At 62.1% G+C, this 12,001-nt stretch carries 9 protein-coding genes and 1 tRNA gene; 6 read left to right on the plus strand and 4 right to left on the minus strand.

Annotated features, from left to right (window positions below; all coding sequences use genetic code 11):
- Positions 1-111: 111 nt before the first annotated feature.
- Positions 112-188, plus strand: a tRNA-Asp gene (locus tag PMI31_RS18915).
- 136 nt (positions 189-324) lie between these two features.
- Here the strand turns inward: PMI31_RS18915 and aldA are convergent.
- Genes aldA through PMI31_RS18935 form a run of 4 tightly spaced genes read right to left on the minus strand, consistent with a single transcriptional unit; the run spans position 325 to position 5,090 of the window.
- The gene (gene aldA / locus PMI31_RS18920) at positions 325-1,758 is read right to left on the minus strand and encodes an aldehyde dehydrogenase (protein ID WP_008019869.1); all 1,434 of its coding nucleotides are present in this window, start codon (positions 1,756-1,758) and stop codon (positions 325-327) included.
- Positions 1,759-1,777: 19 nt separating this feature from the next.
- The gene (locus PMI31_RS18925; RefSeq protein ID WP_008019870.1) at positions 1,778-2,578 is read right to left on the minus strand and encodes an aldolase/citrate lyase family protein; all 801 of its coding nucleotides are present in this window, start codon (positions 2,576-2,578) and stop codon (positions 1,778-1,780) included.
- A gap of 14 nt (positions 2,579-2,592) precedes the next feature.
- The gene (gene rhmD, locus PMI31_RS18930) at positions 2,593-3,777 is read right to left on the minus strand and encodes an L-rhamnonate dehydratase (RefSeq protein ID WP_008019871.1); all 1,185 of its coding nucleotides are present in this window, start codon (positions 3,775-3,777) and stop codon (positions 2,593-2,595) included.
- Positions 3,778-3,794: 17 nt separating this feature from the next.
- Positions 3,795-5,090 (minus strand): MFS transporter, encoded by a 1,296-nt coding sequence (locus PMI31_RS18935; protein WP_008019873.1) that lies wholly within the window; start codon positions 5,088-5,090, stop codon positions 3,795-3,797.
- Between the two features lie 124 nt (positions 5,091-5,214).
- Here PMI31_RS18935 and PMI31_RS18940 point away from each other — a divergent pair, with 124 nt between their 5' ends.
- The 5 genes from PMI31_RS18940 to PMI31_RS18960 all read left to right on the plus strand — a co-directional run bounded on the left by PMI31_RS18940 (position 5,215) and on the right by PMI31_RS18960 (position 11,911).
- Entirely contained in the window at positions 5,215-6,156 is a 942-nt protein-coding gene (locus tag PMI31_RS18940) for a LysR family transcriptional regulator (protein WP_008019874.1), read from the plus strand.
- Positions 6,157-6,333: 177 nt separating this feature from the next.
- Positions 6,334-9,165: a xanthine dehydrogenase family protein molybdopterin-binding subunit gene (locus tag PMI31_RS18945; protein ID WP_008019875.1), complete on the plus strand. Its 2,832-nt coding sequence runs from the start codon at positions 6,334-6,336 to the stop codon at positions 9,163-9,165.
- A complete protein-coding gene (locus tag PMI31_RS18950) occupies positions 9,158-9,697 on the plus strand; it encodes a (2Fe-2S)-binding protein (protein WP_007982256.1) in 540 nt (179 codons plus the stop codon). Before PMI31_RS18945 ends, PMI31_RS18950 begins: the two co-directional genes overlap by 8 nt.
- 2 nt (positions 9,698-9,699) lie before the next feature.
- On the plus strand, positions 9,700-10,938 hold the full coding sequence (locus PMI31_RS18955; protein WP_008019876.1) for a c-type cytochrome: 1,239 nt from the start codon (positions 9,700-9,702) through the stop codon (positions 10,936-10,938).
- 1 nt (position 10,939) lies between these two features.
- Positions 10,940-11,911, plus strand: a complete 972-nt coding sequence (locus PMI31_RS18960; protein WP_008019877.1) for an XdhC family protein — start codon at positions 10,940-10,942, stop codon at positions 11,909-11,911.
- Positions 11,912-12,001: the final 90 nt, after the last annotated feature.

Here is a 12,001-nt window from a genome sequence, read left to right on the forward strand (position 1 = left end):
GTCCCGTCCGCTGCGCCATATTTTCCGAGTCAGGTGTGCCCTGATTCGAGATTGAAAAGCTACTGAGTTTTCAATCAGACGAGTTACTTGAGCATCTGCTCAAAGCGATACGCAGCGGTAGTTCAGTCGGTTAGAATACCGGCCTGTCACGCCGGGGGTCGCGGGTTCGAGTCCCGTCCGCTGCGCCATATCTGCCCCGAGGCCCACTGAACGCCTTGGAGCTACGAAGAAACCACTGGTTACTTCGAGTCGATAGCAAAAACCCTGGTCGAAAGACCGGGGTTTTTTGTGTCTGCGATTTGGCAATCCGGCTGAACACCTCACTCAGCCTTGCAGATAGACCGCATGGGTATGGGTGTATTCGTACAGCCCATGCTTGCCATCCGCCCCGCCAATGCCTGATTTACGCACCCCGGCGTGGAAACCCTGCATCGCTTCGAAATTCTCGCGATTGACGTATGTTTCGCCAAAATCCAGTTCGCGCATCGCCTGCATGGTTTTGCTCAGGTCGCGGGTGTAGATCGATGATGTCAGGCCATAGTCGCAGTCGTTGGCCAGGGCAATGGCTTCGTCCAGGTCGTCGATTATCTGGATCGGCAGCACCGGGCCGAAAATCTCTTCGCGCATGATCTCCATGTCCGCGCGGCAACCGGCGAGCACCGTTGGCTGGAAATGGAAGCCATTGGGCAGATCGGCAATCTGCCCGCCGCTGATCAGGCTTGCGCCCTGGCTCAACGCGGTCCGGACTTTGCGGTTGACGCTGTCCAGCCCCTGGCGGTTGATCAGCGGGCCCATCTCGACGTTGGGCTGTGCAACCGGGTCACCATAACGGGTCGCGCTCATGGCCGCCGCAATACGATCGATGAACTGATCCGCCACCTTACGTTCGACGTACACCCGCTCGGCACAGTTGCACACTTGGCCGCTGTTGATGATGCGCGAATCGCGGATCGCCCTGACCGCCAGTTCGAGGTCTGCATCCGCCAGCACAATGGCCGGTGCCTTGCCGCCCAGTTCCAGGTTTAGCTTGGTGATGTTTGGCGCGGCGGCGGCCATGATCCGCGAGCCGGTGTCGACGCTGCCGGTGAAGCTGATCATGTCCACGCCCTTGTGCGTGCTCAGGGCGGCGCCGACCTTCCCGTCGCCACAGACCACGTTGAACACGCCGGGCGGCAGGTCGGTTTCGGCCACCAGTCGGGCGAATTCGAAACAGTTGTTCGGGGTTTCTTCACTGGGCTTGATGACAATGGTGTTGCCGGTCAGCAGGGCCGGGGCCATCTTGCGGGCAATCAGGAAGAAGGGGAAATTCCACGGCAGGATCCCGGCCACCACGCCCAGTGGTTTGCGGAACAGGAAGATGTTTTCGTTCTGGCGATCGCTGGTGATGATTTCACCTTCGATGCGCCGCGCCCATTCGGCCATGTAATCGAGATAATCGGCGGTGAAATTGACTTCGACTTCCGCCAGGCCGCTGATCTTGCCTTGCTCCAGGGTGATGGTGCGCGCCAGGTGCGCAACGTTTTCCCGCAGTTTGGCGGCGATCCGGCGCAAGTAGCCGGCGCGCTCGTTCGCCGGTTTGCGCGCCCAACCTTTCTGGGCGGCACGGGCGGCAGCGAGTGCGTGGTCGACGTCCTCGACGGTCGAGGCCGGGACTTTCGACAGCACGGCGCCGGTGGCCGGGTTGATCACATCGAGGTGGGCAGCACTGGCCACGAACTGGCCGTTGATGAAGTTTTCGTAGACGGGCACGGATGACATGGTGCGACTCCTTGGCAGATCAGTAAGTGCGTGACGGCGTTTGAGTGGTGGCGGGTTCGCGGTAGCGAGCGAGGGTGGCCATGGCGCCTTGGCGCAGCAGGCTGATGTCGATGGCCACTGCAATGAACTGGCAGCCCCAGCGCTGGTAGCGGCGGGCGTCTTCTTCGTTGGGGGCGAGAATCCCACATGCCTTTCCGGCCGCCAGCGTGGCGTTCACGGCGTGTTGAATCCGCTCCTGGACTTCCGGATGGCCGGGGTTGCCGGCGTGACCCAGGCCGATCGACAAATCCGCCGGGCCGATAAACACCGCATCGACGCCCTCGACGGCGGCGATCGCTGCGACGTTTTCCACGCCGGTGCGCGATTCCACCTGCACGATCAGGCACAGTTGTTCATGGGCTGTATTCAGGTAGTCCGGCACACCGTCCCAGCGGGTGGCGCGGGTCAGGCCGCCGCCGACCCCGCGAATGCCGTGGGGCGGGTAGCGCATGGCGCGCACCAGTGCCTGTGCCTGCTCGGCGGTTTCGACCATCGGGATCATCAGCGTCTGTGCGCCGATATCCAGCAGTTGCTTGATCAGGTTGGCATCGCCATTCACCGCACGCACTATCGGCGCGGTCGAGTAAGGCGCTACGGCCTGCAGTTGAGCGAGTACACCGGGCACGGTGTTGGGTGCGTGCTCGCCATCGATCAGCATCCAGTCGTAACCGGTGGTGGCGACGATCTCGGCGGCGTAGCCGGTGGCGAACCCGGCCCAGATGCCATATTGGGTCGCTGAGTTGTTCAGCGCGGCCTTGAACGCGTTGTGCGGCATGTTCATGTCGAACTCCTTTCTCAGCGGTTGTACGGCCGATGCAGTTGGCATTCCGGGTTGAGGGTCACGCCGAAACCTGGCTGGTCGAGCGCGGACAGGCGCATGCGGCCATTGACCGGCACCGGTTCGCCGAGCAATTGCGGGTGGAACATCGGCACTACTTCGTCGGCCTTGGGTGCCATCATCAGGAACTCGGCGAACGGGCTGTTATGCCGGGTGGCGACGAAGTGGTAGCTGTAGACCGAAGAACCGTGGGGGATGACCAGTGCGTTGTGGGCGTCGGCCAGGGCCGAGATCTTCACCAGTTCAGTGATCCCGCCGCACCAGCCGACATCCGGCTGGATGATGTCGCAGCAGCCCATCTCCAGCAGCATGCGGAAGCCCCAGCGTGTGGCTTCGTGTTCGCCGGTGGTCACCAGCATGCCCTTGGGCACGTTGTTGCGCAGGGCCGCGTAGCCCCAGTAGTCGTCCGGCGGCAGGGCTTCTTCGATCCATTTCAAGCCGTATTCGTGAGCGCCAACCGCCAGTTTGGTGGCGTAGTTAAGGTCCAGGCTCATCCAGCAATCGAGCATCAGCCAGAAGTCTGGGCCGACGCGTTCGCGCATGGTGGCCAGTTCCTCCAGATTTTTGCGCAGGCCTTCCTCGCCTTCGGCCGGACCGTGGTGCAGCGGCATCTTGCCGCCGATGAAGCCCATTTTCTGCGCCAGGTCCGGGTGGGCGCCGGTGGCGTAGAACTGCAACTCGTCGCGCACCGCACCGCCGAGGAGCTGATGTACGGGCTCCTGGCGGATCTTGCCGAGCAAGTCCCACAGCGCCAGGTCGACACCGGAGAGGGTGTTGATGACGATGCCCTTGCGCCCGTAATACAGGGTCGACTGGTACATCTGGTCCCAGATTTTTTCGATGTCGGTGACCCGGGCGCCTTCGAGGAAGCGCGCCAGGTGCTTCTCGACAATGTAGGCGGCTGGCTCGCCGCCAGTGGTCACGGCAAAGCCGACGGTGCCGTCGCTGGCTTCGATTTCCACCACCAGAGTGCCGAGTACGTTGATGCCGAAGGTGCGGCGGCTCTGGCGGTACTCGGGGTATTTGCTCATCGGCGTGGCAATGTGATCGTCGATCCAGTGGCCGTCGGCCTGGTCGTGATAATCCGCACCGCCGCCTCGCAGAGTGAAGGCGCGGACGTGTTTGATGGTTGGAATGCCCATGGTGTGACTCCTCAGGTTTAAACAGTGGCCGGTTTGTTCGAGGCTTTATGGCCGGGCGCACGTATGCCCAGCACCAGCAAAGCGGCGATGACGGTGGTAGCGGCCAGCACGTACAAGCCTGCTGCCGGTGAATGGAAGGCGCCTTCGGCCCAGTTCTTCAGCACCGGGGCGATGAAGCCACCGAGGGCGCCGAACGAGTTGATCAGGGCGATCCCGGCCGCGGCGGCGCTGCCGGCGAGGTAGCTGGAGGGAAAGGTCCAGAACACCGGTTGCACGGCGATGAAGCCGGAGGCGGCAAAGCACAGGGCGATGATCCCCAGCAGCGGATTGCTGAAGGTCACCGAACAAGCGATCCCGGCAGCGGCCATCAACAAGGTCAGGCAGGCGGTGCGGCGGCGTTCGCCGGTGCGATCGCTGTAGCCGGGAATCAGGTAGGCGGCGATCAATGCGCAGATCCAAGGGATCGCCGTCACCAGGCCGACCATCAGCCCGACCTTGGTCCCCAGCAGTCCGCCAACCTGGCTTGGCAGGTAAAACACCACGCCGTAGACGCTGGCCTGGATCAACAGGTAGATCAGGCACAGGTACAGCACCGAGGGTTGGCAGATCACGTTGAGCAGGCTGCGGCCGTGGTTCTGTTTATGACTGTCTTCCTGATCGAGCAGGTTCTGAACTTGCTGGCGTTCCTCGACGGTCAGCCACTTGGCATCGGCCGGCCGGTTATCAAGGTACCAGTAGGCCCAGATGCCCACCGCCGTCGCCATCAGGCCTTCAACGGCAAACAGCCACTGCCAGCCGTGGAAACCGGCAAAGCCGTCCAGTTCCAGCAGCAGACCGGACAGCGGGCTGCCGAAGATGAACGCCAGCGGCGCACCGAAGTAGAAGAAACCCATGGCCTTGCCGCGCACGGCGCTGGGGAACCAGTAGGTGAGGTAGAGAATCACCCCGGGAAAGAAGCCGGCTTCGGCCACGCCCAGCAGGAAGCGCAAGACGTAGAAGCTGGTTTCAGTGTGGGCGAAGACCATGGCCGCGGAGACCAGGCCCCAGGTGACCATGATCCGGCACATCCACAGGCGGGCGCCGACGCGGTGCAGGATCAGGTTGCTCGGTACTTCGAGCAGTGCGTAGCCGGCGAAGAACACACCGGCGCCGAAGGCGAAGGCGGCGTCGCTGATGTTGGTATCGGCTTGAAAGGCTTGTTTGGCAAACCCGACGTTGGCGCGGTCGAGGAAGGCCATGATGTACATCAGCAGGAGAAACGGGAGTAGCCGCCAGGAAATTTTGGCGAGCAGAGGCGCGGGTAGAGTCTTCATCGCAGTTTTCCTTTGGTAGGGCATTTGTTCTTATGGGGAAGACTGTACGGCCGCTTATCGATGCGTTACAAATCGAATCTAGCTCACAACTGATACCCTCAAGGTATCGATAAAAAGGCCCGCCATGACCACGCCGACCATTTCCCGCAGTCTGCTCAATCGCCTGCGCTATAAGCATCTGCACATGCTGGTAACGCTCAGCTCCAGTCAGAACCTGCACCGTGCTTCGCAAAGCCTGAACATGTCGCAACCGGCGGCAACCCGCATGCTCCATGAGATTGAAGACATGTTCGGCTGCGATCTGTTCGAGCGCCTGCCGCGAGGGATGCGCCCGACGGCGCTGGGTCAGGAGTTGATCCGTTTCGCCGAATCGGCCCTAAGCGGTCTCGACCGTTGTGCCGAGGACTTGATGGCACGGCAGCAGGGCGGCTACGGCTATCTGTCGATCGGTACCATCATGGGCGCGGCGCCAGACCTGGTCATGGATTCGATTGCAGAGATCAAGTCGCTCAATCCGCAGCTGCGGATCCGCATCATGGGTGACACCAGCGACCAGGTGATCCAGTTGCTGGAACAGGGTCGCATCGACCTTGCCATCGCCCGGCGCAATGCCGCCACCGACAGTGAGCATTACGTCTTCGAGCAATTGGGTAACGAACGCTTGCTGGTGGTGGTGCACGCCGGCCACCCGCTGGCCCGGCGCAAAAAACTGGAGATGGCGGAGCTGGTCAGTGGTTGGCCGTGGATCCTGCAACCGGAAACCAGTCCGGCGCGCATCGGTCTGGATCAGGCGTTGCAGCGCCTGGCGTTGCCGTTGCCCGCAGACATCATCGAATGCAGTTCTGTGTACTCCATGCAGCAACTGATTCAGCTGACCGACGCGATCATGGTGCTGTCGGAAACCGCATTGCGCGACTATCTTAAAATGGGCCTGGTGGTGGCGCTGCCGGTGGAACTGGATGTGCAGATGGCGCCATTCGGGCTGTTGTTGCGCAAGGGCGAGCACATCAGCCGGGAGTTGGGGTTGTTCATCGAACTGCTGCGTCGAAAAGTCGCGGTTTTTTGATTTCTTGGTCAGTTTTTAGTTTTCCGCGAAGGCATAAGCCTATAAACTTAACCTTTCGGTCAGCTTTGCACTGTCAACAACAGCCCTTTGTATCGTCAAAAGGGGCTTCTGCAAGACTCGAGATTTTCCAGTACATAACCAGAAGGGCGGACCCCATAACCGCCCAGAGGATGATCCATGTCCAACCGTGATATATCCCGGCGCTCGTTCCTTCAGGGCGGGCTGGTAGCGGGCGTGAGCGTGACGCTCACGCCATTGAGCAGCCAGGCGCTGGCCGCCCTGATGGAAAACAGCGTGACCGTGCCGTCCGAGCAGTGGCTTGGCAACAATGGCAAGGCGCGCGCCCGTAACGATGCCTTGTCCAAGGTCTGCGGCAGCAAGGTCTTTGCCCGCGACATCCGCGCCAAGGACATGCCGGGCTGGCCGCAGCAACAAGGCCACGCCATGCTGCTCAAAACCATCAAGGCCGACCACATCTTTGCAGGCATCGACCTGTCGTGGCTCGGTGCCGGGTTGCAACCGGACCGCATCGTTACCGCCGAAGACCTGGTCAAGGACGGTATCGTGTTCCCTGAAGAGCACGCTCCGGATCCTCTGCTGCCGGCCGGCAAGGTGCCGATGTTCATCGGGCACCCCGTGGCGATCCTGATCTGGAACGATTTCGAGCGCTTCCGTCAGGCCAAGAGCAAGCTCAAGTTCAATGACAAGGCGATTCGTTACGGTGCCCAGGTACCGTTCTACGAAGGTGATCCCTATGGCAGCTTCCGCTACGTGCGCGTCGGCGGTGCGACCTCGGCGGATGAAGATGAGTTCGCCAGCCTCAAGGACTCGATCCTGTTCCCGATGCTGAAAAACCGTCGTCCGGTGTGGAACTCCCAGCCAAACCTGCACGGCAACCTGACCGAGCGCGGGTTGTTTTACGCCGAGCGCATGAAGCAGCAGATCGATGCGCCGCCGGACAACTGGCTGGTGTTCGATGAACGCTACAAGACCCCGTCGATCGAACCGGCCGCCATGGAGCCGGACAACGGCAACGGCTGGTACGACCCGGCCACCAAGACCCTGCATTTCGTCGTTGCCACCCAATGCCCGCTGGAAGCAGCTACCGAAACCGCGAAGATGATCGCGCCGTCGCGCTTTGGCCTGGCCAGCCTGAACATGCACCCGGGCTATACCGTGGGTTACGGCTCGAAAGACCACAACATTTTCGTCTACTACGCAGCCCTCGCGGCGTTGTACGGCGCCGGTGTGCCGGTGCGCCTGGCCAACGACCGCTACGAGCAGTTCCAGAGCGGCATCAAGCGTCACCCGTTCGACATTCGCTATCAATTGGCGGTGGACAAGAACGACTACAGCTTCAAGATCTTCCGCGCTGAAATGAGCGTCGACGGTGGCGGGCGGATCAACTACAGCCCTTCGGTGGCTGCGGTGGGCGCCACGGCAGCACAGTCGATCTACTACATGCCGCAGAACGATCTGCAGGTCACGGCTTACCATTCGCGCGCGGTAGAAGCCGGGTCGATGCGTGGCTACGGCACCCTGCAGAGCATGGCGTCGACCGAAATGATGGTCGACGAAATCGCTGATCGCCTCGGCGTCGATGCCATTGAGCTGCGCCGCAAGAACGCGCTGCGCTCGGGGATGAAAAACACCCAGGGCGCAATCCCGGCCGGTGCCTTGCGCCTGCACGAGATTCTCGACAAGGCGGCCGTCCACGACACCTGGAAAAACCGCGACGCGATCAAGAAGCAGCGCGAAGCCGCCGATCCGGACAACTGGTACGGGGTGGGTTTCGCCATCTGCCAGAAAGACTTCGGTACCGGTTCCGAAGCGCCGATGGCCAGCATCGAATTCAGCGCTGAAGGGCGCATCAACTTGCGTCACATCGGCATCGAGATCGGCACCGGCATGTCCACTTCGCAAGCGATGGTAGTGGCCGACTTCCTCGGTCTGCCTGCACACGAAGTGAAGACCGGCGAAACCGACTGGAAGGAAATGCAGCTGATCACCGGCGGCAACCCTTACATCATGAGTCAGGCCGAGCAGGACAACTTCCTGCGTAACCCGCGCTGGGTCGGCAAAATCGCTTCGGCATCGTCGGCGACCAACTCCGCCTACTACTTCAGCCACGCCACCCGTGAAGCGGCGCGTGTGCTGTTCAATCACGGCTTGTGGCCGGCGGCGCTGGAGATCTGGCGACAAGGCCCTTATGGCGGTCAGGCCAACCCCTATGTGGTGCGCCGTGAAGACGCTCATTGGGTCGACGGCAAGCTCACCGCCAACGGCATGGAGCCGTTGCCGTTCGCGATGCTGGCCAAGCGTGCCCACGAACGCGGGCTGGTGACTGGCGCGACCGTGCATGGTTTCAACCGCTGGAGCTGGGCCGAGGCCGAGTTCAGCATTGATGGCGTGCGTGAGCGTCTGCCGCTCGACGGGCTGGCGGTCAAGTACGGTGACGGTGCGCCCAAGGCGAAGCAGGCGCAGATGAGCAGCGCCGGTTTCCATTTGCTGGATCGGCAGAACATCGCCTACCCGGCAACCCAGCTGAACAACGCGGCGGTGACTTACTACAGCCCGGTCGCGACGCTGGTGGAAGTGAAGGTCAACAAGAGTTCGGCGGAAGTGTCGGTGCTCAACCACCATTCGTGGGTCGAGTGCGGTCGAGTGCTGGTGCCGGAACTGGTCAAGGGCCAGCTCGAAGGCGGTATCGCCATGGGCATCGGCCACGCGCTGATGGAGGAGATGCCGCTGTACGAAGGCGGGCCGGGGGAGGGTGACTGGAACTTCAACCGTTACCGCCTGCCAATGGCGCGTCATGTTGCGGTGTGGAAACAGACGGCGGAGATCCTGCCGCCACTGTCGCCAAGCGACCCGTCCAAGGGTATCGCCGAGGTGGTGATGATCCCGGTGGTCGGTGCCATCGGCAACGCCGTGGCCCATGCCATCGGTAAACGTGTCCGCGACTTGCCTATCACTTCTGCACGCATCAAGGAGGCCCTCAATGGCTAACCGTCCGCTTCAACTGACCCTCAACGGTCAATCCGTCGGCCCGGTGGACATCCCTGATGACCTGCCGATGATCGACTACCTGCACGAGTACAAGAACCTCACCGGTTCACGCCTGGGTTGCGGCCAGGGCATTTGCCACGCTTGCGTGGTGATCGTCGACAACCCCGACGGTACCAGCGAAGAAGTGCGCACCTGCATCACCGGCGCGCACTATTTCGAAGGCAAGAAGGTGCGGACCATCGAAGGCCATGCCACTCGCGACGAGCAGGGCAAGGTCACCGAGCTGAACCCGATCCAGCAGCGTTTCGTCGATGAGTTCGCCTTCCAGTGCAGCTACTGCGCGCCGGGCTTCGTGAATGCCGCGACCGTGCTGGTGGAAAAGCTGCAGCGTCAGCCCATCGTCAAGAGCCAGCTGGAAAAAGTCATCGAGGACAGCCTCGGTCATCACATCTGCCGTTGCACCGGGTACGTGCGCTATTACAGCGCCACACGCAACGTGCTGACCGATCTCGGCCTGGTCAAGGAGGGTTAAGCATGAAGCATCTACTTAGCCGCCTGGCGTTGGCGGTCGGCTTGGCTGCGCCTGCGTTGCTGGCTCACGCCGATGATGCACAGGTCAAGCAAGGCCAATACCTGGCCCGCGCCGCCGATTGCATGGCGTGCCACACCGCGCCGGGTGGCGCGCCCTTTGCGGGCGGCCTGCCGATCGTTTCGCCGTTCGGCACGATCTACGGCACCAACATCACCCCGAGCAAAGAGCACGGCATCGGCCTGTACAGCGATGACGAGTTCTTTGCCGCGCTGACCGAAGGCAAGCGCCGCGATGGCGCAAATCTGTATCCGGCGATGCCGTACACCTCCTATCACCTGATGCCCCGTGCCGACTCCGACGCGATCCATGCCTACCTGAAAACCGTCGAGCCGATCGAGCGTGCAGCGCCGGTCACCAGCCTGAGCTTCCCGTTCAACATACGCCTGGGCCTGATGGGCTGGAACATGATGTACGGCAAGGACGTGAAGCTGGAGCCGGCCGAGGGCAAGAGCGAAGCCTGGAAGCGCGGCCAGTACATGGTCGACGTGCTGGGTCACTGTGGTGAGTGCCATACGCCACGCGGCTTGCCGGGTGCGATGCAGCAGGACAAGCGCATGACCGGCGGCATTCTCAACGGTTATCTGGCACCGAGCCTGCTGGCCACTGACCTGGCGGCGCGTGGCTGGAATCATCAGGACCTGAGCTCGTTCCTCAAGCACGGCATGAGCGCCCAGGGCACGATGTTCAACGAGATGTTCCCGGTGTTCCACAACAGCACCCAGGGCCTCAATGATCCGGATCTGGCGGCGATGGCGACTTTCCTGCTCGGCGATCAGCCGCCGGCGGCGAAAGTGCTCACCGAAGTGCCTTTGGACAAACTGAGCCCAAGCGCCCAGCGTGGCCGTCAGGAATATTTGAATGTCTGCGCCGGGTGCCATGCGCCGGGCGGCGAGGGCAAACCACACATTGCTGTGGCCATGCGTGGCAACACCACGTTGCGCCTGGAAGATCCGCGTAACCTGGTACGGGTGATCGACGACGGAATCGGTGAGCAGAAATTCTCCGGTTTCGAACACATGCAGCCGATGCCTGGGTTCGCCAAGAAATTGAGCGACGAGCAACTCACGGATCTGTTGAATTACCTGCGTCAGGGATGGGGCGGTCAGCCAAATGATCTGGCGGTGAACGACGTGCAGAAGTTGCGGGCCGATGCGCCGCCGCTCGAGCACAAGGCGCACTGATATGCAGCATCTCGATCTGCAAGTGGTGCGCCGGGCGCTGGAGTGGTCGGCGGCCGGTCAGCGCATCTGGCTGTGTACGGTGCTGGCCACCTATGGCTCGGCACCGCGCGCACCGGGCTCGCTGCTGGCGGTGAACACTGATGGACACTGGATTGGCTCGCTGTCGGGGGGCTGTGTCGAGGAAGACTTTCTCGAGCGAGTCGCCGAGGGTGCGTTTCTGCAGCCAGTCTGCGTTGTTCGTTACGGCGAAGGCGACGATCCACGCTCCCGCGTCAGCCTGCCGTGCGGCGGGGTACTGGATGTGCTGGTCGAGAAGCTTGACGCCGATTGCGAGGTGCAAGCGCATCTGCGCGAACTGGAGTCGGCACTGTTGGGCCGACGTCGGTTGATCCGCGAAGTGGATCTGCAAAGCGGTGCGCGCAGTCTGTTCGATGATCGTGAGCAGGGTGTGCGTATCGAGCGTGAAATCGACCGGGTGCGCGTGCGCGTCGGCGCGGCCCAGCGCTTGCTGCTGGCCGGGTATTCCAGTGTCGCTCAGGCCTGCGCAGAGTTTGCCGTGGGCCTGGGTTTCGAGGTGATTCTGTGTGACCCGCGGGACGAAGTGCTGGAAGGCGTTGTGCTGGAAAACGTGGAGATTCGCCGCCAACTGCCGTCGGTGTTCATTGCCGATGGCGGCTGCCACAGCGACACGGCGGTGGTGGCGTTGACCCACGATCCGCGTATCGATGACCTGGCGATGATGGAGGCGGTGCGCACCGAGGCGTTCTATATCGGCGTGATGGGCTCCATGCAGACTTCGCAGAAGCGCTTCGAGCGGTTACGGCGCATTGGTGGGCTGGGGGACGTCGAGTTGGGGCGGATTCATGCGCCAATAGGGCTGAACCTGGGCAGCAAGACGCCAGCAGAGATTGCCCTTGCAGTGCTGGCGGACATCCTGCGGATTCGCAGCGGTATCGCGCGGGACCGGTTGTAACCTTCGTCCTCTGTAGGAGCTGGCGTGCCAGCGAAAAGGACGTCATAGCCAACAACGGTGTTGGCCGACGAAACGCCTTCGCTGGCAAGC

The sequence above is a fragment of the Pseudomonas sp. GM55 genome (assembly GCF_000282395.1).
Lineage (GTDB): Bacteria > Pseudomonadota > Gammaproteobacteria > Pseudomonadales > Pseudomonadaceae > Aquipseudomonas > Aquipseudomonas fluorescens_CC.